At 71.6% G+C, this 23,865-nt stretch carries 25 protein-coding genes; 8 read left to right on the top strand and 17 right to left on the bottom strand.

Annotation, left to right across the window (positions count from 1 at the left end; all coding sequences use genetic code 11):
• Positions 1–7: 7 nt before the first annotated feature.
• The 8 genes from AC07EJ_RS36645 to AC07EJ_RS36610 form a co-directional block, all read right to left on the bottom strand.
• The gene (locus tag AC07EJ_RS36645) at positions 8–751 is read right to left on the bottom strand and encodes an ABC transporter ATP-binding protein (protein WP_478885892.1); all 744 of its coding nucleotides are present in this window, start codon (positions 749–751) and stop codon (positions 8–10) included.
• Between the two features lie 73 nt (positions 752–824).
• On the bottom strand, positions 825–2,051 hold the full coding sequence (locus AC07EJ_RS36640) for an alginate lyase family protein (protein WP_389486290.1): 1,227 nt from the start codon (positions 2,049–2,051) through the stop codon (positions 825–827).
• Positions 2,052–2,168: 117 nt separating this feature from the next.
• Positions 2,169–3,089, bottom strand: a complete 921-nt coding sequence (locus AC07EJ_RS36635; protein WP_389486288.1) for an ABC transporter ATP-binding protein — start codon at positions 3,087–3,089, stop codon at positions 2,169–2,171.
• Positions 3,082–3,318: a hypothetical protein gene (locus AC07EJ_RS36630; protein WP_389486286.1), complete on the bottom strand. Its 237-nt coding sequence runs from the start codon at positions 3,316–3,318 to the stop codon at positions 3,082–3,084. The genes AC07EJ_RS36635 and AC07EJ_RS36630 overlap by 8 nt, the downstream gene beginning before the upstream one ends.
• Before the next feature lie 35 nt (positions 3,319–3,353).
• A complete protein-coding gene (locus tag AC07EJ_RS36625) occupies positions 3,354–5,006 on the bottom strand; it encodes a hypothetical protein (protein ID WP_389486284.1) in 1,653 nt (550 codons plus the stop codon).
• Positions 5,007–5,184: 178 nt separating this feature from the next.
• On the bottom strand, positions 5,185–5,952 hold the full coding sequence (locus AC07EJ_RS36620; protein ID WP_383893420.1) for a DUF3710 domain-containing protein: 768 nt from the start codon (positions 5,950–5,952) through the stop codon (positions 5,185–5,187).
• Position 5,953: 1 nt separating this feature from the next.
• A complete protein-coding gene (dut, locus tag AC07EJ_RS36615) occupies positions 5,954–6,481 on the bottom strand; it encodes a dUTP diphosphatase (RefSeq protein WP_362906892.1) in 528 nt (175 codons plus the stop codon).
• A complete protein-coding gene (locus AC07EJ_RS36610) occupies positions 6,478–7,062 on the bottom strand; it encodes a PaaI family thioesterase (RefSeq protein WP_389486281.1) in 585 nt (194 codons plus the stop codon). Before AC07EJ_RS36610 ends, dut begins: the two co-directional genes overlap by 4 nt.
• 58 nt (positions 7,063–7,120) lie before the next feature.
• Between AC07EJ_RS36610 and AC07EJ_RS36605 the strand changes: the two genes are divergently transcribed.
• Positions 7,121–7,567 carry a DUF3093 domain-containing protein gene (locus AC07EJ_RS36605; RefSeq protein ID WP_389486279.1) on the top strand — a complete coding sequence of 149 codons (447 nt, stop codon included), beginning with the start codon at positions 7,121–7,123 and terminating at the stop codon, positions 7,565–7,567.
• Between the two features lie 6 nt (positions 7,568–7,573).
• Here AC07EJ_RS36605 and AC07EJ_RS36600 read toward each other — a convergent pair whose 3' ends face one another.
• From AC07EJ_RS36600 to AC07EJ_RS36585, 4 genes are all read right to left on the bottom strand, one after another.
• Entirely contained in the window at positions 7,574–8,539 is a 966-nt protein-coding gene (locus AC07EJ_RS36600; RefSeq protein ID WP_389486277.1) for a hypothetical protein, read from the bottom strand.
• Between the two features lie 13 nt (positions 8,540–8,552).
• Positions 8,553–8,849: a DUF4193 domain-containing protein gene (locus AC07EJ_RS36595; protein WP_030357326.1), complete on the bottom strand. Its 297-nt coding sequence runs from the start codon at positions 8,847–8,849 to the stop codon at positions 8,553–8,555.
• Positions 8,850–9,311: 462 nt separating this feature from the next.
• Positions 9,312–10,556 (bottom strand): sensor histidine kinase, encoded by a 1,245-nt coding sequence (locus AC07EJ_RS36590; RefSeq protein ID WP_389486274.1) that lies wholly within the window; start codon positions 10,554–10,556, stop codon positions 9,312–9,314.
• A 6-nt stretch (positions 10,557–10,562) separates the two neighbouring features.
• Positions 10,563–11,216: a response regulator transcription factor gene (locus AC07EJ_RS36585; RefSeq protein WP_055544891.1), complete on the bottom strand. Its 654-nt coding sequence runs from the start codon at positions 11,214–11,216 to the stop codon at positions 10,563–10,565.
• A gap of 322 nt (positions 11,217–11,538) precedes the next feature.
• Between AC07EJ_RS36585 and AC07EJ_RS36580 the strand changes: the two genes are divergently transcribed.
• Complete coding sequence (locus AC07EJ_RS36580; protein ID WP_362906901.1) at positions 11,539–11,712, top strand: hypothetical protein; 174 nt, start codon at positions 11,539–11,541, stop codon at positions 11,710–11,712.
• Positions 11,713–11,812: 100 nt separating this feature from the next.
• Here AC07EJ_RS36580 and AC07EJ_RS36575 read toward each other — a convergent pair whose 3' ends face one another.
• Both AC07EJ_RS36575 and AC07EJ_RS36570 read right to left on the bottom strand, forming a co-directional pair.
• Positions 11,813–12,610, bottom strand: coding sequence for an inositol monophosphatase family protein (locus AC07EJ_RS36575; protein ID WP_389486271.1), 798 nt, complete (start codon positions 12,608–12,610; stop codon positions 11,813–11,815).
• 10 nt (positions 12,611–12,620) lie between these two features.
• Positions 12,621–13,757: a ferrochelatase gene (locus AC07EJ_RS36570; protein ID WP_389486269.1), complete on the bottom strand. Its 1,137-nt coding sequence runs from the start codon at positions 13,755–13,757 to the stop codon at positions 12,621–12,623.
• A gap of 105 nt (positions 13,758–13,862) precedes the next feature.
• Here AC07EJ_RS36570 and AC07EJ_RS36565 point away from each other — a divergent pair, with 105 nt between their 5' ends.
• Positions 13,863–15,134, top strand: coding sequence for an MFS transporter (locus AC07EJ_RS36565; RefSeq protein WP_389486267.1), 1,272 nt, complete (start codon positions 13,863–13,865; stop codon positions 15,132–15,134).
• Positions 15,061–16,413: a D-arabinono-1,4-lactone oxidase gene (locus AC07EJ_RS36560; RefSeq protein ID WP_389486265.1), complete on the top strand. Its 1,353-nt coding sequence runs from the start codon at positions 15,061–15,063 to the stop codon at positions 16,411–16,413. The genes AC07EJ_RS36565 and AC07EJ_RS36560 overlap by 74 nt, the downstream gene beginning before the upstream one ends.
• Before the next feature lie 6 nt (positions 16,414–16,419).
• Here the strand turns inward: AC07EJ_RS36560 and AC07EJ_RS36555 are convergent, their stop codons facing one another.
• A complete protein-coding gene (locus AC07EJ_RS36555) occupies positions 16,420–17,688 on the bottom strand; it encodes a hypothetical protein (RefSeq protein ID WP_478885891.1) in 1,269 nt (422 codons plus the stop codon).
• 462 nt (positions 17,689–18,150) lie between these two features.
• Here AC07EJ_RS36555 and sepH point away from each other — a divergent pair, with 462 nt between their 5' ends.
• Complete coding sequence (sepH, locus tag AC07EJ_RS36550; protein ID WP_478885890.1) at positions 18,151–19,221, top strand: septation protein SepH; 1,071 nt, start codon at positions 18,151–18,153, stop codon at positions 19,219–19,221.
• A gap of 80 nt (positions 19,222–19,301) precedes the next feature.
• Here sepH and AC07EJ_RS36545 read toward each other — a convergent pair whose 3' ends face one another.
• Positions 19,302–20,156 (bottom strand): sulfurtransferase, encoded by an 855-nt coding sequence (locus AC07EJ_RS36545; protein WP_389486259.1) that lies wholly within the window; start codon positions 20,154–20,156, stop codon positions 19,302–19,304.
• A gap of 251 nt (positions 20,157–20,407) precedes the next feature.
• Here AC07EJ_RS36545 and AC07EJ_RS36540 point away from each other — a divergent pair, with 251 nt between their 5' ends.
• The 3 genes from AC07EJ_RS36540 to AC07EJ_RS36530 all read left to right on the top strand — a co-directional run bounded on the left by AC07EJ_RS36540 (position 20,408) and on the right by AC07EJ_RS36530 (position 23,036).
• The gene (locus AC07EJ_RS36540) at positions 20,408–21,193 is read left to right on the top strand and encodes a VOC family protein (protein WP_389486257.1); all 786 of its coding nucleotides are present in this window, start codon (positions 20,408–20,410) and stop codon (positions 21,191–21,193) included.
• A gap of 179 nt (positions 21,194–21,372) precedes the next feature.
• Complete coding sequence (gene tmpA, locus AC07EJ_RS36535; protein ID WP_389486256.1) at positions 21,373–22,464, top strand: 2-trimethylaminoethylphosphonate dioxygenase; 1,092 nt, start codon at positions 21,373–21,375, stop codon at positions 22,462–22,464.
• Positions 22,461–23,036, top strand: coding sequence for a phosphonate degradation HD-domain oxygenase (locus tag AC07EJ_RS36530; protein ID WP_389486254.1), 576 nt, complete (start codon positions 22,461–22,463; stop codon positions 23,034–23,036). Before tmpA ends, AC07EJ_RS36530 begins: the two co-directional genes overlap by 4 nt.
• A gap of 70 nt (positions 23,037–23,106) precedes the next feature.
• Here the strand turns inward: AC07EJ_RS36530 and AC07EJ_RS36525 are convergent, their stop codons facing one another.
• Positions 23,107–23,862: a GntR family transcriptional regulator gene (locus AC07EJ_RS36525; RefSeq protein WP_389486252.1), complete on the bottom strand. Its 756-nt coding sequence runs from the start codon at positions 23,860–23,862 to the stop codon at positions 23,107–23,109.
• Between the last annotated feature and the right edge of the window lie 3 nt (positions 23,863–23,865).

Genomic DNA, 23,865 nt, shown 5'->3' with positions numbered 1-23,865 from the left:
GTTTCGGTCAGCGCCCGTCTGCCGCGGTGATCTCCGTGATCTCGCCGTCGCGCAGTTCGAGCACCCGGTCGGCGAGGTCGAGCAGCGCCGCGTCGTGGGTGGCGACGAGCGCGGTGACGTGTTCGCTGCGGACGACGGCGCGCAGCAGCTCCATGACGGCGAGGCCGGTCTCGGCGTCGAGCTGGCCCGTGGGTTCGTCGGCGATGAGGAGTGCCGGCCGGTTGGCGAGCGCGCGGGCTATGGCCACGCGCTGCTGCTGGCCGCCGGACAGTTCGCCGGGGCGCTGCTTGGCGTGGTCGGCGAGGCCGACGAGGGCGAGGAGCAGCTCGACGCGCTCCTCGCGTTCGCGAGGGTCGGCCTTGCGCAGCCGCATCGGCACCCCGACGTTCTCGGCGGCGGACAGGATCGGGATCAGGCCGAAGGACTGGAAGATGAAGCCGATGCGGTCCCTGCGCAGTTCCAGGAGTCCGTTCTCGCCGAGCCCGGAGAGGTCCTGACCGTCGACGGTGATGCGGCCGCCGTCGGGTTCGTCGAGCCCTCCGACAAGGTTCAGCAGGGTCGTCTTGCCGGATCCCGAGCGGCCCTTGAGGGCGACGAGTTCGCCGCGCGGCACCTCGAAGGACACGCCGCGCAGGGCGTGCACGGCCGCGGCCCCGGTGCCGTAGGAGCGGTGCAGGTCCTCGATGACGACCATGGGGCCGGCGCCGTCCTGGTCGAGGACGGCGGCCCCCGCTTCCGTGCTCTCGCTCATGTGCGCTCCCCCGTGCGTTCCCCGGCCGGGCGCCAGTATGGTCACGCGGCGCCCGGCCGGGCAATGGCCGGGATCAGTTGGGGTTCTCGGCGTGGGTCAGGGTCTCCCAGGCGACGAACAGGTTGTTGGAGCCCGCCGGGCGGTTCTGCTCGGTGAGCTTCTGGGTGTTCGTCATGGCGTTGCCGAGGCGGGTGTGCATCGCGTTGTACCCGACCTCGGTGACGGGGCCGAGCCCGCGCTTGACGGATCCGCCGCACAGCCAGCTCGGCGGCGCCTCGCCCAGCTCGTACTTGGCCTGGAAGCCGAGGGCCTGCTGGAGTCGCTGCCCGACGTCGGTGCCGTACAGGTCCTGGCCCTGGATGCGGCTGGTCTCGGCGATGTGGGAGATGGCGGAGATGCCGTATCCGGTGTGCACGAAGTCGCGGCAGGTCTCCTGAGTGAGGCCGGTGACGAAGGTGGACTGCCCCTGCCAGTAGCTGACGATCTTGGCCTTGGTGTCGAGGTTCTGGCTCGGCACGGTCTTCGGCAGGTCGCCGTCGGAGGCGAGGTAGACATATGCGGCCGTGCGCGTACGGAACCTGGCCATGGCCTTGTCGTACGACGTCTTGTCCTCCAGGAAGACGGAGATGCCGACGGCGGCCTCCATCATCGACAGCTCCCAGTTCCCGTTGGAATTCGAGCCGTTGATGACCTTGGGGAGGTAGACGTCGCGCAGCATCGTCCTGAAGCGGCCCTCGTTCGCCCAGCCGCCGGTGTACGTGTACTTGATGATCTCGGCGGCCTTGGGCCAGGAGGAGCCGGCCCAGCCGGTCTGGAGGGGCGCGTTGCTGTTGGTGTGCTCCTTGATGGTGGCCGACCAGGCGTCCATCAGCTCGATGGCCTTCTTCGCGTAGCGGTCGTCGCGCGTGATGTACCAGGCCAGCGCGTCGGTGTACGCGGCTATCGCGTCCTCGCGTTCGTCGGTGCAGCCGTAGTTGGGGTTGGAGTACGAGCCGCACTCGACGGTGGCGCGGGGCTTGGCGGTGCGCGTGAGGGAGGCGTACTTGCTCGCCAGCATCTGGTCGTACGCGCCCTTCCAGGGCTGGGCACCGGCGTTGACCTTGTCGCGGGCGAAGTCCAGCTGGCTCTTGGAGACCGTGACGCCGGGGTGGGCGAAGGTGGCGGGCGCGGCGTCGGCGCGGTCGGCGCCGGGCCAGGCGAGGAGGGTGGCGACGAGTGCGGTGACAGTCGTCGCGAGGGTGGCGAGGAGGGCGGTACGTCGTCTGCGCCGGTGGCGCGCGGGGGCCGTTGTGTTCGGCATGTGGGGGGCCATCCGTTCTTCTATGTGAACGTGAAGTGCCTTTATGAACGCGGCTGTTGGCCGGAGACCCTAGGTACGGACCAGCCTTCCGTCAAGAGGTGAAGAAAGAGCCGCAGTTCAGCCGTCGGAGCGGTCGTCGCGATCCGGCCATACGCCCACGTGACCCGCCTCTCCGGTGAGCCGGACGCGGCCGCGGAGCCCGTACCGCTCCACGTAGTCGCGCGGCAGCTGGAGCCGGCCCGCCCGGTCCAGAACCGTGAACTCCTCGCCCTCTCCCCCGCGTTCGCGCAGCGTCTCGGTCGAGGTGCGGCCGTCGCGGATGCGGACCGTGCGGCGCACCTGGCCGGAGACGAGCGGGTCGTGGGTGACGACGAGAACGGTCGCGCCTACCTCCTCGTTGGCGCGGCGCAGGGCCGTGAACACGTCCTCCCCGCTCGCCGTGTCGAGCTCTCCGGTGGGCTCGTCGGCCAGCAGGACACGCGGCGCGTTCGCCGTCGCCACCGCGACCGCGACGCGCTGCTGCTCGCCACCGGACAGCTCGGCGGGGCGCCGGTCGCGGCAGTGCGCGATGCCCAGCACGTCGAGGAGTTCGGCGGCCCGCGCGGTCCGCCTGTCGCGGGGCACGCGCGCGTACTTCATCGGCAGGGCGACGTTCTCCAGAGCGGTGAGGTACGGCAGGAGGTTGCGCCCGGTCTGCTGCCACACGAAGCCCACGGTGCGGCGGCGGTAGCCGAGACGCTCCCTGCGGCTCATCGCGAGCAGGTCGTGCCCGGCCACCCTGGCGCGTCCCGCGGTGGGCAGGTCAAGGCCCGAAAGGATGGACAGGAGCGTCGACTTGCCCGATCCCGACGCCCCGACGAGCGCGACGCACTCGCCCTCACCCACCGTCAGATCGAGGCCCTGGAGCGCCTGCACCTCGACCTCCTCGGTACGGAAGACGCGCACCAGGTTGTCGCAGACGACCAGGCCCTCGTCGGCGGCGGGCCTGCTCGCGTCACGGGCCCGCGCCTCCAGCCTCCGCAGGTCGGTGTCAGTCATCGCCTCTCCCCACGCGCAGTACGGCGCCAAGACCGCGGCGCCTGCCGATCAAGGTCTCCACCCCGGCCGCGACGGCCACCAGGACGCCGAGCCCGACGCCCAGGGCCGCGGTGAGCAGCACATCGGTGTGCGGGGCGGGCGCGGCCGGACCGTCCGTGAACTCCCGCAGATCCAGGGTGGGTCCGAGCAGTCCGGGCAGCACCAGACCGAGAACCGTGCCGCCCGCCACGGCCGCGAGGACGAGCGGCAGCAGTTGCAGCAGGTTCAGGGCCGAGACGGACCGGGCGCCGAGGCCCAGGGTGCGCAGTTGCGCGGTGGTGCGCCCGGGTCACGACGAGCGCGGGGCCCGCGTGCCGGGCGGCGCGCAAGGCCGACCTGCCAGCCGCCGACCGGCAGCACGAAACCGGAGCCACGGCGCGCGAGCGGGTCGATGGCGCGGGCCAGAAGCGGCAGCAGGCGCAGGACCAGGAGGGCCGCGGCGGTGGTCATGGCGACGGGAGCGAGGACGAGCACCGGGTCGACGCCGCCGCTCCCGGACAACGGGGAGCGGTACTGCCGCAGTTGAGTCCAGCCGAGGACCGCGACGGCGGCGAGCGCCAGGTCGGCCCCGGCCCGCTGCGCGCCGGCGAACCTGCCCACGCGCAATCGCAGCCGGGACACGGTCCGCCGGTCCCGTACGGCCCGCACCGTGGGGACGAGGACGGCGGCGCCGTGCAGGAGGACCACGAGGAGCACCGCGGCCCGGCCCGTGGCGACCGCGGCCGACTCGGGTACGCCGCCGGGAACGAGTCCGGCCCGGCCGAGCAGCCCCATCAGAGGCCCGGCGAGGAACGGCGCGGCGAGCCCGGCGGGCAGCGCGACGCTCGCCCACAGTCCGGCGGTGGAGGCCGCGATACGGGGCGTGCCGGCGCCGCGCGCGGCGTGCAACGCCAGCTCGGGGCGCCGGTGTTCGGCGAGTTGGCGGGCGGTGAGGACGAGCGCGGTGGCGGCGAGGGCGGCCAGCAGGGTCGTGGGCACGTACAGGCCGGCGCGGGCCACCGCGACGGAGGTGCCGAGCTCGTCGAGCGCGTTCTCCAGGCCGGGCACGACGGCGAGCCGGGTGGTGGGCGTACGGCCGCGGTACACGGACAGCGAGACGTCACTGCCGCTGAACCCCTCGGCGCGCCGGGCGAGCGGCCCGATGTCGTCGATCCGCAACCGCCCCGCGTCCGGCACCCCGAGCCACAGCTCGCTCGCGTCCCGGGAGAGCCCGGCGTTGTCCGTGATCACCTCGCGCGGTACGAGGGCGATCGTGTCGGGCGTGCCGAAGGCGGAGGCGACGCTCGCCCACAGGGCGGGGCTGCGGTCGCCGGTGCGGTAGAGCCCGCAGACCCGCAGCCGGAGCCGCTTCTTGCCGGCGGTGCGCACGGTGAGGCTGTCACCTGCGCGGACGCCCAGTTCGGAGGTGAGCACCTCGTTCAGCACGGTCTCGGGGTCGCCCCCGCCACGAGGCCGGCGCCCGGACACGAGTTCCGCGTGCCGGCCCGCCCCTTCGAGGGCGACGACGGCGACGGTCGCGTCGGCGCGCGGGCGCCCGGCGGCCTCTACGACGGGCAGTTCGGTGGAGCGGGCGGACGGTGCCCGCAGCGCGGACCAGGTGTGGTGCGCCACGCCGCCGTACGTACGGTCGAGCGCGGACCGCGCGTCACGGTCCAACTCCCGTCCGCCGGCGGCACGGTAGCCCCCGGACACCTCGACGACCGCCGCCGGATCCGCGGCGAGACGGCGCTGCACCCCGCCCTCGACGGCCTTCTCGGTGAGGCCGGCGAGCGCGGCGAGGACCGTGGCCGCGAGCAGGACCGCGAGCCCGGCGGCAACCAGAACCAGCCGATGGTGCCCGCTCCCCCGCACCACGGCAGGCACCCGCCGTACGTCCACGAACCGGTCTCCCCCCCTGTGCGCGGCACATTAGGGGGTTTCGCGAAGGCCTCGCGATGGTCTGGACAACCTTCCACTGCCCAGCCGTACAACGGTTCAACGGCCAAGCCGTACCACGCAGATGGGCCGCACACTCCGTGTGGAGTGTGCGGCCCACCGATGGCCGGAAGGGTGCGGCTCAGCGCACCTCGGTGATCTCGGGGCCGCGCGCCAGCTGCCCCATGCCGCCCGCGAACCGGGAGCCTTCCTGCTGCTCCTGCTGGACGCCCTCGGCGACCATCTGCGCGTCGTCCGGCAGCTTCAGGACGATCGGGTCGCGCGGAGCCATCGGGCCGTCACCACGGACCACGACGGTGTCCCGGAAGATCTGCTCCAGGAGCCCGGCGGCCTGCGGCTGCACCGCGCCCTGCCCGGAGATCACTCCGCGCAGGAACCAGCGGGGGCCGTCGACGCCGATGAACCGGACGACCTGGAAGCCGCCCGTGCCGTCCGGCAGCTGCACCGGCACCTGGGCCCGCAGCTCCCAGCCGAGCGGACCCTCGACCTCGTCGATCACGCCGCCCTGCTGAGTGATGCCCGAGGCGATCTCCTCACGGACCTCGCCCCAGATGCCCTCCTTCTTGGGGGCGGCGAAGCCCTGGAGCTGCACGGCACTGTCCTGGAGGACGACGGTGGCGGCGACGATCGCGTCGCCCGCGACCTCGACCCGCAGCTCCATGCCCTCGACTCCGGGCACGAAGAGTCCGCCCAGGTCCACGCGGCCCTCACCGGGCTCACGGACCTCGGAGGAGTCCCAGGGGCCGTCGGGACGCGGCTCGGGCTCGAGCCGCGCACGCTGCGGCTCGCCCTCGTCCGCGTCGCTGTCGCCGGCTACGCCGTCGACGACCTGCTCGGCCTCGCCCGCCGCGTCATCGGCGGCGCCGTTCTTCTTGCGACGTCCGAACACGTCACTGTCCTTCCCGGTCGGATACGACCGATGCGTATCGATTCCCGCCCTGATGCCCACCCGGGCCCGGCCCCACGGCGGCATGGCCACCGGTGGACCCGAAGCCCCCCTCGGCCCGCGCCGAGTCGGGAAGCTCCGCCACCTCCTGGAAGCGCACCTTCTCGACCTGCTGGACGACCAGTTGGGCAATCCGGTCGAAGCGCTCGAACCGCACGCTGTCGCGCGGGTCGAGATTCACCACGATCACCTTGATCTCTCCACGGTACCCGGCATCCACCGTCCCTGGGGCATTCACCAGGGCGACACCGCAGCGGGCGGCGAGGCCGGATCGCGGGTGCACGAAGGCCGCGTACCCCTCGGGCAGCGCGATCGACACCCCCGTGGGAAGTACGACCCGCTCGCCCGGCGCGAGCTCGCACGCCTCGGTGGTCCGCAGATCCGCGCCCGCGTCACCGGGGTGCTCGTACGACGGCAGCGGCACGTCGGGGTCGACGCGCCTGATCAGCACGTCGAGAGGGGCTCGGGTCACGGGTTCACCTCGAAGGCACGGGTGCGCCGGATCTGGTCCGGGTCGCTCATGGCCGCCTGGATCTCCTCCGGGCGGCCGTTGTCGATGAAGTGGTCGACCTTCACCTCGATGAAGAGGGCTTCGGCGCGGACCGCGACGGGCCCGTCGGGGCCGCCGATCCGGCCGGTGGCGGTCGAGTAGATCTTGCGGCCCGCGACGGCGGTGACCTCGGCGTCGAGGTACAGCACGGTGTCCACGGGTACGGGCCGCACGAAGTCCGTCTCGAGCCGGCCGGTCACCGCGATGACGCGCAGCAGCCAGTTCAGCGAGCCGAGCGTCTCGTCGAGGGCGGTGGCCAGGATCCCGCCGTGCGCGAGTCCGGGGGCGCCCTGGTGGGCGGGGCGCACCGTGAACTCGGCGGTGACGCGGACGCCGTCCTGCGCACGCGCCGCGAGATGCAGGCCGTGCGGCTGCTCGTCGCCGCAGCCGAAACAGTGTCCGTAGTGCGCGCCGAGGAGCTCGCCGGGTGCGGGGGCGTCGGGGTGCCGCACGGGCGCTATGGCGTCGGCGGGGGGCGTCAGAGCTGCAGAAGTACCACTCACAGGCGCAGACCTTACCCGCGCGTCCTGGGAGAAAGCGCACCGTGCCAAGCTTGGCTGCATGGAGCTCTCCACCGCACCGTTCGAAGAACGCCTCACCGCCCCCCGCTCGTGGTGGCTCGTCTCACTTCTGCTCGGCGTCGCCTGCGCGCTGATCCTGCTGCCGTTCGGCACGCTGCCGCTGCTCGGGGGGCTCGTCGGCGGGACGGCAGCGGCAGCGGTCGTGACGAGTTCGTACGGCTCCGTGCGCATCCGCGTCGTGGCGGACTCCCTGGTCGCCGGGGACGCGAAGATCCCGCTGTCGGCGCTGGGTGACGCGGAGATCCTGGACGCCGAGGGGGCGCGCGCCTGGCGGATGCACAAGGCCGACCCGCGCGCCTTCATGCTGCTGCGCAGCTATGTACCGACGGCGCTGCGCGTGGAGGTCATCGACCCGCAGGACCCGACCCCGTACGTGTATCTGTCGACGCGGGACCCGAAGGCGCTGGCGAAGGCGCTGGGCAAGTAGCGCCCGTCAGCTTCCGAGCTCCTTGGGGTGGTACGCGTCGCCCGGGATCACCGGGTGCGGGTCGCTGGGGCGCTCCAGGGGCGGCAGCTCGGGCAGGGCGTCCCAGGGAACCTGGATCTTGCGCAGGTCCTTGCGGATCCGCTCCGCGAGCTTCTTGGTGTCGCGGCGGTTCATGACCGCTCCGACCGCGGCGCCGACCATGAACGGCATCAGGTTCGGCAGATTGCGGACCATGCGCTTCATGATCTGCTGGCGCAGCTCGCGCTTCATCTGGCCGCCGAGCGCCGCGTTGATCGTCAAGGGCTTCGTCAGGTCGATCCCGCGCTCCTCGGTCCACGAGGCCAGATAGGCGGCGCTGCGGTCCTTGAGGGAGCCGGGCGGGCGCACGCCGTAGACCTCGTGCAGCTCGGCGACGAGCTTCATCTCGATGGCCGCGACGCCGGTGATCTCGGCCGCCAGCTCGGCGGGCATCGCGGGAGGTACGGGCATCATCGCGGCGGCGCCGATCCCCGCACCCACGGTGGAGGTGGCGTTGGCCGCGCCCGCGATGAGTTTGTCCGCGAGCTGTTCGGCGCTCAGGCCGGGGAATTGTTTGCGCAGGGTCGCCAGATCGCGCACCGGCACGCGCGGTGCGTTCTCGATGATCCGGTCGGCGAGGTAGCCGAGTCCTGCTTTCGCGGCGGTGCCGCTTTTGCGGACGCCGTCCCTGACGGCGGCCACGCGGCGCCTGGCGACCTGTACACGGCCGCCGGTCGGCGCTTGGTCACCCGCGGTGGGCACCACGGGAAGATCGCTGTATCCCGCCGCCGCGAGGTCGCCCGCCACCTCTTGGTCGTCCGCGTCCTCGAGCGAGGCTGCTCCAGTGGGGGAAGAGCCTCGCTCGTTGTCACGCACGCCGTCGTCGGACGGGCCACCGTCCGCTTCCCGGTCCTTCCGGGAGCGGCGCTTCCAGGGCGGGGTCGAGCCAGTCACGGCCGACCCTGCCTCAGTCGCAGTCGCGGCAGATCGGCTGGCCGTTCTTCTCGCGGGCCAGCTGGCTCCTGTGGTGCACCAGGAAGCAGCTCATGCAGGTGAACTCGTCCTGCTGCTTGGGCAGGACCCGGACGGCCAGCTCCTCGTTCGAGAGGTCGGCGCCGGGAAGCTCCAGGCCTTCCGCGGCCTCGAACTCGTCGACGTCGACCGACGAGGTCGACTTGTCGTTCCGCCGAGCCTTGAGCTCCTCGATGCTGTCCTCGTTGACATCATCGTCGGTCTTGCGTGGGGTGTCGTAATCCGTTGCCATGTGTCGCTCTCCCCCTCTGGGTGTATGCGGTGTCTCCAGCGCACAACGCGCGGGAGGCCGGACTTTGTGCCCGACCTGAGGCGGAGATTTTGCCTCACATCAAGGTCTGTTACTCAATCGACACCCAACCGGATCCCCCATGAGTGATCGGGTTGGATGGCGATCGGGACCGTACACGGTCCATGGGTCACGCTCCACGGGCGCCACCCCGTGTACTTCCCGTGATCAGGACCCCTGAAAACCCGGATTTTCCAGGCTTTCCGGGGGCTTTTGCGATCACGGAGCGTAGATGGCCGGAAATTCGCCCTTGTGATCGATCACACACGGCCTTCGCGGGATCAGGTCCCGAAAATTCCGCTAAAAGCGAACTCCTCCGGCACGTCGGCGGAAGCATCTCAGATCGGTCGCCGACCCGCATCTCGAAAGGCCCGGATCGGCAGGGTGACCCGCGTCTCGGAGGCCTCAGATCGGCAGGGTGACCCTCATGACCAGCCCACCCCCCTCACGCGGCTCCGCGATGATACGGCCCCCATGAGCCCGCGCCACCGACCGGGCGATCGACAGGCCGAGCCCCACTCCCTTGTCGCTCCCGGTGCGCTCGGTGCGCAGCCGCCGGAACGGTTCGAAGAGGTTGTCGATCTCGTACGCGGGCACCACGGGCCCTGTGTTGGACACCACGAGGACCGCCTGGCCGTGCTGGGCCTCGGTGGTCACCTCGACCCAGCCGCCCTCCGGGACGTTGTACCGGACGGCGTTCTGGACGAGGTTCAGGGCGATGCGCTCCAGGAGCACGCCGTTGCCCTGGACGACGGCCTCCTTGCGCTCGCCGCGGATCTCGACGCCCTTCTCGTCGGCCTCCGAGCGGGTCTGGTCGATGGCCTGCGAGGCGACCTCGGCGAGGTCGACCGGTTTGCGCTCCACGATCTGGTTGTCGCTGCGGGCGAGCAGGAGCAGGCCCTCGACGAGCTGCTCGCTGCGCTCGTTCGTCGCCAGCAGCGTCTTGCCGAGCTGCTGGAGCTCCACCGGCGCCCCGGGGTCGGAGAGGTGGACTTCCAGGAGCGTGCGGTTGATCGCGAGCGGCGTGCGCAGCTCGTGCGACGCGTTGCCGACGAACCGCTGCTGCGCGGTGAAGGCTCTCTCCAGTCGGTCGAGCATGTCGTCGAAGGTGTCGGACAACTCCTTGAGCTCGTCGTCCGGGCCGTCCAGCTCGATGCGCCGCGACAGGTCCGTGCCGGCCACCCGGCGCGCGGTGCGCGTGATGCGGCCCAGCGGGGACAGGACGCGGCCCGCCATCGCGTACCCGAAGGCGAACGCGATCACGGCGAGACCGAGCAGGGCGAGGAGCGAGCGGCTGAGGAGGTTGTCGAGCGCGTGTTGACGCATCTCGTTGACGCACTCGTTCAGCGCGGAGTTGAGCTGGCTGGTCGTGGGGTGATCCGGGAGACCTGTGAAGTTGCGGCAGGTCCCGCTGCTCACCGTGCCGCCTGTGACCGTGAACGGCAGGTCACTGCCCACGTTCAGCGCCTGCGCGGCGAGCAGATAGATGATCGACAGCAGCAGGATGCCGGCGATCAAGAACATGCCGCCGTACAGCAGGGTGAGGCGTATACGGATGGTGGGGCGCAGCCACGGATAGGGCGGTTCGGCTTTCCTGGGGTCCCAGGTGGGTTTCGGAGGCGCGGCCGGTGGCGCCGGTGACGAGGCCACAGGGGATCAGATCCGGTATCCGGAGCCGGGCACGGTCACGATGACGGCGGGCTCTCCGAGCTTGCGGCGCAGGGTCATGACGGTGACCCGTACGACGTTCGTGAAGGGGTCCGTGTTCTCGTCCCAGGCCTTCTCCAGGAGCTGCTCGGCCGAGACGACGGCACCCTCGCTGCGCAGGAGCACCTCGAGGACGGCGAACTCCTTGGGCGCGAGCTGGATCTCCTTGCCGTCGCGGAACACCTCGCGGCGGTTCGGGTCGAGCTTGATGCCCGCACGCTCGAGGACGGGCGGCAGCGGCACGCTCGTACGGCGTCCGAGCGCCCGCACACGGGCTGTCAGCTCGCTGAACGCGAACGGCTTGGGCAGATAGTCGTCGGCACCGATCTCCAGGCCCTCGACGCGGTCGCTGACGTCGCCGGAGGCGGTCAGCATCAGGACGCGGGTCGGCATGCCGAGTTCGACGATCTTGCGGCAGACGTCGTCGCCGTGCACGAGCGGGAGGTCCCGGTCGAGGACGACCACGTCGTAGTCGTTCACACCGATGCGCTCGAGGGCGGCCGCGCCGTCGTACACGACGTCGACGGCCATGGCCTCCCGGCGCAGTCCGGTGGCCACCGCATCGGCGAGCAGCTGCTCGTCCTCGACGACGAGTACGCGCACGTCGCTGTCCTTCCTGTGTGACCTGCGGGCAGGTTCTGAGCACCTGTGAGCAGGTCCGGGTCGTGGAGTGTGGCCTCCATCCTGCCCCTTTCGGCCATAAACCGGCTGTAAGACGGTGGGGCGCCCCGGGAACGCGGGATTTTCTCGCCGGTCGAGGTTTCTGCGGAAGTGAGCGCGGGGAGGACGGATTTACACCCGCGATCACGCTTTGCATGTGGCGTGCCACGACCCGCTTTCCGCAGGGCGGTTTGAGACGTGATCGCCCCTTCCGAGGGCACACCCCCGTGCCACGACCCACGACCCAGGACGAGGGGGCGCAACCATGGACGCATTCACCGCAGGACTTCTGCAGCGCATCAAGGCGACCGAGTCCGATCTGAGCCGGGCTCGCGAGACGGGCGACGAATTCCTCGTCGAGATCGAGCAGGACGAGCTGCACGACCTGCATCGGCTCGCCGCCGAACACGGCGTGGAACTCGGCGTCTCGCACGTCTGACGCAGTACGGAAGGGCCCCGGCGCCTGGTGATCCAGGCAGGCGCCGGGGCCCTTTCTCGTGCCGTTCCTGTGCTTCTCGCGCTCGGGCGGCCGGCGTCCGTCAGTCGTGCCAGGCCCCGAGCTCCTCCAGGCGGTTCTGGAGCTGCTCGAAGAGTCCGGGCGGCGCCGCGATCGTCAGCTCGCCGGACGGCACCTCGCCCGGACGACCGCCGGTGAGCGCGCCCGCCTCCCTCGCGATGAGGTCGCCGGCCGCCAGGTCCCACGGGTTCAGACCGCGCTCGTAGTACGCGTCGAGGCGCCCGACGGCGACGTCGCAGAGGTCGATGGCGGCCGAACCGCCGCGCCGGATGTCACGCACCTGGGGCACCAACTCCCGTACGACATCGGCCTGGTGGGCCCGGCGGGTGGCGAGGTAGCCGAACCCCGTGCCGACGAGCGCCTGCTCGAAGGGGGGCGCCACGCGCGCGCGTGCCGGGCGGTCGTTCACGTACGCGCCCTGGCCGAGGACCGCGCGGTAGGTCTCGCCGCGCAGGGGCGCCGCGACGACCCCGACGAGGGTCTCCTCGCCCTGGCGGGCGGCGATCGAGACCGACCAGTCGGGGCGTCCGTAAAGGTAGTTGACCGTTCCGTCGATGGGGTCGATCACCCAGGTGATCCCACTGCTGCCCTCGGTGCTCGCGCCCTCCTCGCCCAGGACGCCGTCATCCGGCCGGCGCTCCGCGAGGAAGCCGGTGATCAGCTTCTCGGAGGCGATGTCCATCTCCGTGACGACGTCCACGGCGCTGGTCTTGGTGGCGGCGACGCCGAGGTCGGTGGGGCGACTGTCGCGCAGGAAGCTTCCCGCGCGGGCGGCGGCCTCCAGCGCGACCTCGAGGAGTTCGGCCTTCAGGTCTGTCACGTCGAGTTCCTTACGCGTACGGGCTGTCGGCGCCCGCTGCCGCGGGCTTGGGCGCACGGGAGGGGCAGCAGCCCACCGGGCACAGGTTGTGGCTCGCGCCGAGGGCGCCCAGGGCGCACGGCGTGACCGTCCGGCCGCTCTCGGCGGCGGACCGCTCGAGGACGAGGTCGCGGACGGCGGCGGCGAAGCGGGGGTCCGCGCCGACCGTGGCGGAGCGACGCACCGGGAGGCCGAGCTCGGCGGCCTTGGCCGTGGCCTCCGTGTCGAGGTCGTAGAGGACCTCCATGTGGTCGGAGACGAACCCGATGGGCGCCATCACGACGGCCGGCACACCGGCGCCCTGCCGCTCCTCGAGGTGGTCGCAGATGTCGGGCTCGAGCCACGGGATGTGCGGGGCACCGGAGCGCGACTGGTAGACGAGCTGCCACGGGTGGTCGAACCCGGTCTCCTCGCGTACCGCGTCGGCGATCACGCGCGCGACGTCGAGGTGCTCCTTCACGTAGGCACCGCCGTCGCCGTGGTCGTCGACGGGCCCGGAGACATCGGCGGCCGCCGTCGGGATGGAGTGCGTCGTGAAGGCGATATGGGCGCCGTCGCGCACGTCGTCGGGGAGGTCGGCGAGCGACTTCAGGACACCGTCGATCATGGGGCGCACGAAGCCGGGGTGGTTGAAGTAGTGCCGCAGCTTGTCGACGCGCGGCACTTCGAGCCCCTCCGCTTCGAGGGCGGCGAGGGAGTCCGCGAGATTTTCGCGGTACTGGCGGCAGCCCGAGTACGACGCGTACGCGCTGGTCGCGAGGACGAGGATGCGCTCGTGGCCGTCGGTGACCATCTCGCGGAGGGTGTCTGTCAGGTACGGCGCCCAGTTCCGGTTGCCCCAGTAGACGGGCAGGTCGAGGCCGTGGTCCGCGAAGTCCTTGCGGAGCGCGTCCAGCAGGGCGCGGTTCTGCTCGTTGATGGGGCTGACCCCGCCGAACAGGAAGTAGTGCTGCCCCACCTCCTTGAGCCGCTCCTTGGGGATTCCCCGGCCGCGCGTCACGTTCTCCAGGAACGGGACCACGTCGTCCGGGCCCTCGGGGCCTCCGAACGAGAGGAGCAGCAGGGCGTCGTAGCCGTCGAAGGGCGTGGGATCGAGCGCATCGGACATGCCTTTGATCCTGCCACCCGTCACTGACAGGCGGAAACGGCGATGCCCGCAAGCCCCGGGACCCGTAAGCTGTCTTGGCCACCTACGCGCCTTACCGGAGTCGACTTGCCCAGCCCCTACCGCGCCATATTCGCCCTGCCCGGCACCAAGAGCTTCTCGGTCGCCGGGTTCCTGGGCCGGATGCCCCTGTCGATGATGGGCATCGGGATCGTCACGATGGTCTCCCAGCTGACCGGCCGATACGGGCTCGCCGGTGGCCTGTCCGCCACCGTGGCGCTCTCGGCGGCGGCCATCGGCCCGCAGATCTCCCGCCTCGTCGACCGGCACGGACAGCGCCGTGTGCTGCGGCCCGCCGCCCTGGTCTCGCTCGTCGCGGTGGCCGGTCTGCTGCTGTGCGCGAAGTTCGAGGCGCCGGACTGGACGCTGTTCGTCTTCAGCGCCCTGATCGGCTGTGTGCCGAGCGTCGGCTCGATGGTCCGGGCGCGCTGGGCGGCCCTCTACAGGGACACGCCTCAGCTGCACACCGCGTACTCCTTCGAGTCCGTCATCGACGAGGTGTGCTTCATCTTCGGGCCGATCATCTCGATCGGACTGTCGACGGCCTGGTTCCCGGAGGCGGGGCCTCTTCTCGCGGGCTGTTTCCTCGCGGCCGGTGTCTTCTGGCTGACCGCGCAGCGCGCGACGGAGCCGGTGCCGCATCCGCACGGGCAGCACTCCGGGGGATCCGCCCTGAGGGCGCGGGGCCTTCAGGTCCTGGTGGCCACGTTCGTCGCGACGGGCACGATCTTCGGCGCGGTGGACGTGGTGACCGTCGCGTTCGCCGAGGAGGAGGGCCACAAGGCGGCGGCCAGTCTCGTGCTCGCGGTGTATGCGGCGGGTTCCTGCGTGGCCGGAGCGGTCTTCGGCCTGCTGCACTTCAAGGGGGCGCCCGCGCGCCGGTGGCTGGTCGGTGTCTGCACGACGGCCGTGAGTATGATCCCCCTCCTACTGGTCGGGAACCTTCCGTTTCTGGCCGTGGCGCTCTTTGTCGCGGGCCTGTCCATCGCACCGACGATGATCACGACGATGGCTCTCGTCGAGCAGCACGTACCACGCGCGAAACTGACCGAGGGCATGACCTGGGTGAGCACCGGACTCGCGGTCGGTGTCGCGCTCGGCTCCTCCGCGGCCGGCTGGGTGATCGACGCCGCCGGCGCGAAGGCCGGGTACGGGGTTCCGGCCGTGGCCGGCGCCGTCGCGGTGGCGGTCGGGTTCCTGGGGTACCGCCGGCTGAAGCAGCCGGTGCCGCAGCGGGGAGGAACCAATGAGCACGGGGAACGCGGGCAGCGACACGACGAAAGCCCGGCAGGCCAGGACACGGAACGAACCGTGGCGTAACTGGGCGGGGAACGTCACCGCGCGCCCGGTCCGCGAGGTGACGCCCGCGTCGGTGGAGGAGCTCTCGGCGGCCGTCCGCGCGGCCGCCGCCGACGGCCTCAAGGTGAAGGCCGTCGGCACGGGGCACTCGTTCACCGCGGCGGCGGCCACCGACGGTGTCTTGATACGCCCTCAGCTGTTGACCGGTATCCGCAATATTGACCGTGAGGTCGGCACCGTCACGGTGGAGGCGGGCACCCCGCTCAAGCGACTCAATCTCGCCCTGGCCCGCGAGGGCCTGTCGCTCACGAACATGGGCGACATCATGGAGCAGACGGTGTCGGGGGCCACCAGCACCGGCACGCACGGCACGGGCCGCGAATCGGCGTCGATATCCGCGCAGATCAAGGGCCTCGAACTGGTCACCGCCGACGGCTCGGTCCTCACGTGCTCCGAAAAGGAGAATCCCGAGGTCTTCGCGGCCGCGCGGATCGGCCTCGGCGCCCTCGGCATCATCACGGCGATCACGTTCGCCGTGGAACCGATCTTCCTGCTCACCGCCCGCGAGGAGCCGATGACCTTCGACAGGGTCATCAGCGACTTCGACGCCCTGTACGCGGAGAACGAGCACTTCGAGTTCTACTGGTTCCCGCACACGGGCAACTGCAACACCAAGCGCAACAACCGCAGCGCCGGCCCGGAGGCCCCTGTCGGCAGGTTCAGCAGCTTCCTCGAGGACGAGCTCCTGTCGAACGGCCTCTTCCAGGCGGTCAATTCACTTGGTCGCGCGGTCCCCGCGACGATCCCGTCGATCGCGAAGATCTCCAGCCGCGCGCTCTCCGCCCGCACCTACACGGACATCCCTTACAAGGTCTTCACGTCCCCGCGCCGCGTGCGCTTCGTCGAGATGGAATTCGCCGTTCCGCGCGCGGCCCTCGTCGAGACGCTGCGCGAGCTGAAGACCATGGTCGAGCGCTCGAACCTGCGCATCAGCTTCCCGGTCGAGGTCCGCACGGCCCCCGCGGACGACATCGCGCTCTCCACGGCGTCCGGCAGGGACAGCGCGTACATCGCCGTCCACATGTACAAGGGAACCCCGTACCAGGCCTACTTCACGGCCGCCGAGCGCATCTTCACCGCGCACGAGGGCCGGCCACACTGGGGCAAGGTCCACACGCGCGACGCGGACTACTTCTCGACGGTCTATCCGCGCTTCGGCGAGTTCACGGACCTGCGTGACCGTCTCGACCCGGACCGCCTCTTCGCCAACGACTATCTGCGTCGGGTCATCGGCGACTGACCGCGCTCACCCGGCGGGCGTCTCGGCCTGCTGCTGCGACCCGTCGGTCCCGTCACCGCTCTCCGAGGAGCTCGGAGTGGGCGTCGGGGTCGGCGTGGGCGTGGACTTGTCACCGCCGGTCCCTGAACCACTGCCGGCACCGCTGCCGGCCCCGGTGTCCTTACCGGTGTGCGAATCCTCGCTCGCGCTGGGCGTGGGCGTGGGCTCCTCGGTGTCGCCGTGCTGCCTCCCGCTTCCGTCCTGAGGGGTGCCGCTGCGCGTCCCGGTACTGCTGCTGTCCGACGGCTCCTGCGAGGTGCTCGGCACAGGGGTGCGGTCGTTACGGGGCGAGTGGACGCCTCCGCCGGTGAACGCCTCACGGAGCGTCGTCCGCTGACCGTCGCCGCTGAAACTCTGCCCCGAGGCGAGTTCGTACGTCGTGATGCCGCCCATGGTCACTCCGAAGACCAGGGCAGCGGCGACGAGAGGCCGCTTCCAGCTCCGCACGCGCGCGCGATGCGTGGTCCCTTCGGTGAACTCGTCGCTGAACTCGGACCCGAACTCGGACCCGAACTCGGACCCGAACTCGTCGGGGAAGCCGCCGCCCAAGTCGCCAGGCGGAGGCGGCAGTTCCGGCCCACCGGCCGCGACCCCGCCCGCCGGAGACGCGGCGTGCAGCACGCGCGTGGCGTCATCCACGACACCGGACCCGACACCTGCCCCGGCTCCGGCCCTGAGCAACTGGGTCTTGTCCGGATCGCCACCGCCGGACGTCAGGAGCCGTGTCCGCCCCGGGTCACCGGCGTCCACCTTGAGGAGCTGCGTCCGCTCGGCGCCCAGCGCCGGGAGAACCGTCGTCCGGTCGGCATCCTGCGCCGGCGCACCCATCCCCCAGGTCGTCGTCCTCGGCACGGCGTCCTTCGTCCGCATCGCCGTCGTGGCCGCGGGCGGCGTCACGGGGGCGGCGGTCACGTCGGACCGGAAGGTGTCCGGCACAGGCCGCCCGTCGTCGGTCACGGGGACCTGCCGGCCCTTGGGGATCGCCTGGCCCGCGACGTCACGTATCTGCTCGCCCGTGCGCCGGAAGAAGTGCTGGAAGAGCGAACCGCCACAGGTGGCCAGCGCGCTCACCACACCCGCGCCCACGATCGTCCCGTACACACCGAGCCCGGAGGCCAGCTTGGCCGCCACCACGGCGGCCACGGCGCTGCCCGCCACCTGCGGCACATTCAGGTCGAGCCGCTTCTTCTTGGGCTTTTCTTGTGTGTTCTGGGAGGTTTCCGGCTTCTCGCCCATCTCCGACCCTTGCCTGCCTTTCTCGACTTACTTCACGAGAGGGGGACGGATGGACGAAGTGATTAGTTCCGTTTCTGTGGATTCCGTGAAGCACGCCACGTCCATGGACCCCGAACGAGTGACGCCCCATACCCAACTCCCGTCCCCCATGAGAACTTCGATGGCGTGCCGGTCCACCCGAGTGGCCCGAATGGAGTACCGTTGCGAGCCCTGGGTCCGGTCTCCCGTCAGGGTGCCCGGGGCCTTCCAGGACCGCCGGGAGGGGGTTCGTTGCACAGGGTGACGAGCTCGGTCACTTAGCGTTGCGAACAGGTAACCGTGCCATAACGGCGATCCAGGGCCCATGCCCGACACGCCGGGCAACTCGGCAAGGTTGTGGCAGGCTGCACCCGGGCAGGCCACACTCGACTAGCGGAAGCAGCGACGCACGTGACGTCGGCAGGCACCACCCGGGAGGTCCCCATGCCCGAACTGCGTGTCGTGGCCGTCTCTAACGACGGCACACGGCTGGTGCTGAAAGCTGCGGACAGCACGGAGTACACGCTTCCGATCGATGAGCGCCTCCGGGCCGCCGTGCGCGGCGACCGTCCGCGCCTCGGCCAGATCGAGATCGAGGTGGAGAGCCATCTCCGCCCCCGCGACATCCAGGCGCGTATACGTGCCGGTGCCTCCGCCGAGGAGGTGGCCCAGCTCGCCGGCATCCCCGTCGACCGCGTCCGCCGCTTCGAGGGCCCTGTCCTCGCGGAGCGCGCCTTCATGGCCGAGCGGGCCAGGAAGACCCCCGTACGCCGCCCCGGCGAGAACGCGGGACCCCAGCTCGGTGAGGCGGTGCAGGAGCGCCTGCTGCTGCGCGGCGCCGACAAGGAGACCGTCCAGTGGGACTCCTGGCGCCGCGACGACGGCACCTGGGAAGTCCTGCTCGTCTACCTGGTCGCGGGTGAACCGCACTCGGCGAGCTGGACGTACGACCCGCCCCGGCGGCTCGTCCAGGCCGTCGACGACGAGGCGCGCTCGCTCATCGGCGAGACCGACGACATCGCCGCCCCGGAACCCAGCTTTCCGTTCGTGCCGCGCATCGCGAGGCTGCCCCGCGACCGCCCGCTCGACCGGGCACTCGACCGGCAGCTGGAGCGCCCCACGCCGCCGGCCCCCGCACCGGAGATCACCGAGGAGAGCCCGACGGCGGTCTCCACCGCCGAGCGTGACTCGCTGACCAGCCTCCTGGAGGCCGTACCCAGCTATCGCGGCGACATCGTGGTCCCCGAGCGCCCCACGGTGTCGGCGCCCGAGCCCGTCACCGAGCCGCCGGAGCCTGTCGAGGCGGAGGAGCCCCCGGCGCCTGCCGCGTCCGCGGGAGCGGGTTCGGCCTACGCGGACGTCCTGATGCCGCGCAGCGTCGCGGGACACCGGGACCGTCTCACCGGGACCACCGACCGCCAGGCCGAGGCCGACGGGGTCCGTCCGGGACGGCGCGCTGCCGTGCCCAGCTGGGACGAGATCGTGTTCGGCACCCGCCGCAAGAAGCAGGACTAGGCGGACCAGCCACGAGTAGTACGCACGAGAGGCCCGCGCCACATCGGCGCGGGCCTCTCGCGTGTTCGGCCGCCGAGGTCCTACTGAGGCTCGGGGCCGGTCGCCACGGGGCGTGACTCGTCCGAGGACCACTCGGACCACGAACCGACGTACAGCGCCGCGTCGATCCCCGCCACCGCGAGGGCGAGCACCTCGTGGGCGCCCGAGACGCCCGAGCCGCAGTACACGCCGACCTCGCCCGAACCCCCGGACGCGCCAAGGGACTTGAAGCGGGAGGCGAGCGCGTCGGCGGGCAGGAAACGGCCGTCCTGCGCCACGTTCTGAGACGTCGGCGCCGACACTGCGCCCGGGATGTGGCCGCCGACGCGGTCGATCGGCTCCACGTCGCCCCGGTAGCGCTCGGCGGCGCGGGCGTCGAGGAGGATCCCCGAGCGGGCCAGCGCGGCCGCCCCGTCGGCGTCCAGGAGCCGCACGGCACCCGGAGCGGGCTCGAACGTGCCCGGCACGGGCGACGGCACCGCGGTCTCCAGCGGGCCCTCCCAAGCGCCGAGGCCGCCGTCGAGCACGCGCACGGACGGGTGACCTGTCCAGCGCAGCATCCACCAGGTACGCGCGGCCGCCCAGCCCTGCCCGCCGTCGTACACGACCACGTCCCGGTCGGCCGACACACCAGCCTGCCGCATCACTGCGCCGAAGGAGTCGACGTCCGGCAGGGGGTGCCGACCGGACGCGCCCGCCGGTCCCGCGAGGTCGGCATCGAGGTCAACAAAGACCGCGCCGGGGATGTGTCCGGCCTCGTATTCGGCCCGTCCGTCGAAGGCCGCGGCGCCCGCCGCCTTGGCCACGCTCAGCTGCCAGCGGACATCGAGGAGGACGGGCGGGGTCCCGCCTGTCGACTCGCTCGCGAGTTCGGTTGCGGAGATGATGGCATTCATGGGGGCCATCCTTGCTCATGCTCTGGCCCGAGCGCCCTTGGTCGGCTAGCGTGCACGATCGACTACCGAGCGTTGACCGACCGGACATCGCGAGGTCATGGCGCGGCATCGGGTGCGGACATCTCACCGGACATCCTCGTGCGAGGAGTCCCGCCGTGGCGGCGCGGCCGATGAGCGTCGCGCGGCACGGAGTGCCACCATCAGCTCGGGCGCGTTGCGACACGTGATTTTGTTCCGAGGAGAGAGTGACGATGACCGAGGCAGCAGCCAGGCGCGCGCCGGGCACCCCCTGCTGGGTGAGTCTCATGGTGCATGGCATGGCGGCGACCCAGGAGTTCTACGCGGCGTTGTTCGGCTGGGAGTTCCGGCCGGGACCACAGCAGCTCGGCCCCTACGTGCGGGCGCTGCTCGACGGTCACGAGGTGGCCGGGATCGGACAGATGCCGCCCGACCGCCACCTCCCCGTCGCCTGGACCCCGTACCTCGCCTCGGACGACGTGGACGCCACGGCCGAGAGCGTGCGCAGTTGCGGCGGCACCGTCGGCGTCGGCCCGCTCGACGCCGGGGAGGCGGGCCGGATGGCCATCGCCTCGGACCCGGCGGGCGCCGTGTTCGGGATCTGGCAGGCGGCCGAGCACCTGGGGATGGCGCTCACCGGGGTGCCTGGCGCACCCGCGTGGAACGAGCTGGTGACCCAGGAGACGGCGAGCGTCGCCAAGTTCTACGAGGCGACGTTCGGCTACGAGGAAGTGGCCGTCGTCTCCGCCGACTTCGACTATCTGACGCTACATCTGAACGGCAGCCCGGTGGCCGCGGTGCACGGCGTGGGCCAGGCGCTCCCGCGCGACCGGGGCGCGCACTGGATGACGCACTTCGAGGTGGCGGACGTCGACGAGTCCGTGGCCCTCGTCGAGGAGCTCGGCGGACATGTCCTGAAGCCCGCGCGGGACAGCTCCCAGGGCCGCCTCGCGACCGTCGCGGACCTGGAGGGCGCGGTGTTCACGCTCGTACGGTCGGCGCCACGCGGGGAGGACTAGCCGTCCGGCCGCTCACCGTGCGCGGGGCGCGGGGCGCGGGGGCGGCGTCCGCCTGCCTCCCCACCGCGGACCACTGTCCGAACCCCGGTGACTGTCCACCCGCCCGTAACCGGGGAGTCACCCGCGCCTGCCACGCTCCGGGTCGTCATAAGTTGTTTGTACAACTTGGAGTTTTGTTCATGGAGTCTCTCGCCTCCGCACCGCCGTTCTGGCTGCGCGACAACTGCCCTTGCCCCGCCTGCCGCGACCCGCGCAACGGGCAGAAGCTGTTCCAGATCACCGAGCTTCCCGCCGCGCTCACCGTCGACAGCGTCCACGACGCCCACACCCCCGACGGCGCCGCCGCTCTCGAGGTCGTCTGGGCCCCGGACGGACACCGCTCCGTCTACGCCGAGACCTGGCTGCAGGCCCACCTCCTCGGCACGACCGCCGCATCCGGCGACGGCCGCGCCGAGGACGACAAGGAGTTGTGGGACGCCCCCGGCCTCGCCGGCCGACTCCCCGAGGCCGACTGGGACGCGTACCTCACCGACCCGGCCGTCCGCGCCACCGCGCTCGAATCCGTCCTGCGCCTCGGCTTCGTCCTGCTGCGCAACGTCCCCGTACGCGACCGCCAGGTCCTCGACGTGGCCCGCACCTTCGGCTACGTCCGCGAGACCAACTACGGCGAGCTCTTCGAGGTCCGCGTCGAGGCCGACCCCAACAACCTCGCGTTCACCGGCGCCCGGATCACCCCGCACACCGACAATCCCTACCGCGACCCGGTCCCCACCCTCCAGCTGCTGCACTGCCTCACCAATGCGGCACAGGGCGGCGACTCCGGCCTCGTCGACGGCTTCCACGCCGCCGCACTGCTGCGCGCCGAGGCCCCGGAGGCGTACGAGATCCTGGCCCGCGTCCCCGTCCCGTTCGCCTTCGCCGACGAACACACCGAACTGCGCGCCCACCGGCCGCTGATCGGGGCCGACCGCGACGGCCGGATCCGCGAGATCCGCTTCAACAACCGCTCCGTCGGCGCCCTGCGCCTGCCCGTCGACCTCCTCGACGCCTTCTACGCCGCCTACCGGCGCTTCGGCGAACTGCTGCTGCGACCGGAGCTCCAGCTGGACTTCCGGCTCACGCCCGGCGACTGCCTGATCTTCGACAACACTCGGCTGCTGCACGCCCGAACCGCCTTCGCCGAGTCCGGCGCCCGCCACCTCCAGGGCGCCTACGCCGACATCGACGGGCTGGCCTCCAGCCTCGCCGTCCTGCGCCGGGAGACGATGTGAACCCGCGCGACACGATCGACAGGCTCGCCGCGCTCTTCGAGGGCGAGGGCAGCGCCGAATACCTCGGCGAGGCGGTCACCCAGGCCGAGCACATGCTCCAGGCCGGCGCCCTCGCCGAGGCCGCGGGCGCCCCGCCGCACCTCGTCGCCGCCGCGCTCCTGCACGACGTCGGTCACTTCCAGGGCGCGGTCACCGGCCGCGACCTGATGGAGCACGGCACCGACAATCGGCACAGCCACACCGGAGCCGACTGGCTGGGCCAGTGGTTCGACCCCGAAGTCACCGAGCCCGTACGGCTGCACGTCGCCGCCAAGCGGTACCTGTGCGCGGTCGAGCCCGGCTACTTCGACCTGCTCTCCGAGGCCTCCGTGCACACGCTCGCCGTGCAGGGCGGGCCGATGACCGAGGAGCAGGTACGCGCCTTCGAGGCGCACCCGGGGGCCGCCGACGCCGTCGCCGTACGCCGCTGGGACGAGCAGGCGAAGGACCCGGATATGGACACCCCCGGCTTCGGGCACTTCCGTCCGCTGCTGGAGGGGCTGCTCCGCCCTGAGGCCGGGCCCGGCGCCTGATGGCACGGCGACCGGGACGCGTCGAACCCGGGGTCCTCGATCCTCGACCCCGGGTTCGACGCCTCCCGGCTCACGATCCGAGGCGGCGCCCCAGGGCGCTCGTCGCCGTCGAACTCTGCATCGTGAACGCCACCGTCCCCGGCAGATAGCGGTCCTGCGACCACTCCACCGGGGCCCCCGTCGGGTCGGTGGAGTGCCGGCGCTCCCGCAGCAGCGACTCCCCGGCCCGGCAGCCGAGCAGTTCCGCGTCGTCCGCATCGGCCGGCACGAGGTCGATGGTGTGCCGGGCATCGGCGAACAGGACTCCGTGCAGCTCCAGTTCTTCGGAGTGCGAGACCGTGTCCAGCGGCATCGCCGCCACCAGCTCCCCGATGCGCTCCGGGTACGTCGTACGTTCCACCATCACCGGGACCCCGGACAGCGTCCGCAGCCGCCGCACCCGGTACACGAACGCCCCCTCGGCGAGCCGAAGTTGCTCCGCCTCCTCCTCGTTCGCCCGGACCCGGTCCACCGCCACGATCCGGCCGCCCGGCGCCTCGCCCAGCGAGCGCGCCCAGCGCGTGAACGAGCGCAGCTCGCCGAAGCCGTGCAGGCGGGGCCCGCCGAGCACCACCCGGCGCGTGCCGCGCCGCGAGGTGATCAGTCCATCGGAGCGCAGCGCCGCCAGGGCCTGGCGGACCGTCCCCCTGGACACGCCGTAACGGCGGGCCAGTTCGTCCTCCGTGGGCAGCTTCGCCCCGGAGCCGTACTCGCCCGCCGTGATGGCGGTCCGCAGATCGGCGGCGACCTTCAGATACAGCGGCGTCCTGCCCTGTCCCTCACTCACACG

It is taken from the genome of Streptomyces sp. NPDC045026 (genome assembly GCF_056432625.1).
Note: the sequence above shows the minus strand (reverse complement) of the source record. Positions and strands in the feature narration are given on the sequence as shown.

Excerpts from the sequence above, each read along its gene's own strand:
- AC07EJ_RS36645 (WP_478885892.1), bottom strand. The coding sequence starts at position 751 with ATGAGCGAGAGCACGGAAGCGGGGGCCGCCGTCCTCGACCAGGACGGC.
- AC07EJ_RS36640 (WP_389486290.1), bottom strand. The coding sequence starts at position 2,051 with ATGCCGAACACAACGGCCCCCGCGCGCCACCGGCGCAGACGACGTACC.
- AC07EJ_RS36635 (WP_389486288.1), bottom strand. The coding sequence starts at position 3,089 with ATGACTGACACCGACCTGCGGAGGCTGGAGGCGCGGGCCCGTGACGCG.
- AC07EJ_RS36605 (WP_389486279.1), top strand. The coding sequence starts at position 7,121 with ATGGAGCTCTCCACCGCACCGTTCGAAGAACGCCTCACCGCCCCCCGC.
- AC07EJ_RS36595 (WP_030357326.1), bottom strand. The coding sequence starts at position 8,849 with ATGGCAACGGATTACGACACCCCACGCAAGACCGACGATGATGTCAAC.
- AC07EJ_RS36580 (WP_362906901.1), top strand. The coding sequence starts at position 11,539 with ATGGACGCATTCACCGCAGGACTTCTGCAGCGCATCAAGGCGACCGAG.
- AC07EJ_RS36570 (WP_389486269.1), bottom strand. The coding sequence starts at position 13,757 with ATGTCCGATGCGCTCGATCCCACGCCCTTCGACGGCTACGACGCCCTG.
- AC07EJ_RS36560 (WP_389486265.1), top strand. The coding sequence starts at position 15,061 with ATGAGCACGGGGAACGCGGGCAGCGACACGACGAAAGCCCGGCAGGCC.
- AC07EJ_RS36555 (WP_478885891.1), bottom strand. The coding sequence starts at position 17,688 with ATGGGCGAGAAGCCGGAAACCTCCCAGAACACACAAGAAAAGCCCAAG.
- sepH (WP_478885890.1), top strand. The coding sequence starts at position 18,151 with ATGCCCGAACTGCGTGTCGTGGCCGTCTCTAACGACGGCACACGGCTG.
- AC07EJ_RS36545 (WP_389486259.1), bottom strand. The coding sequence starts at position 20,156 with ATGAATGCCATCATCTCCGCAACCGAACTCGCGAGCGAGTCGACAGGC.
- AC07EJ_RS36540 (WP_389486257.1), top strand. The coding sequence starts at position 20,408 with ATGACCGAGGCAGCAGCCAGGCGCGCGCCGGGCACCCCCTGCTGGGTG.
- tmpA (WP_389486256.1), top strand. The coding sequence starts at position 21,373 with ATGGAGTCTCTCGCCTCCGCACCGCCGTTCTGGCTGCGCGACAACTGC.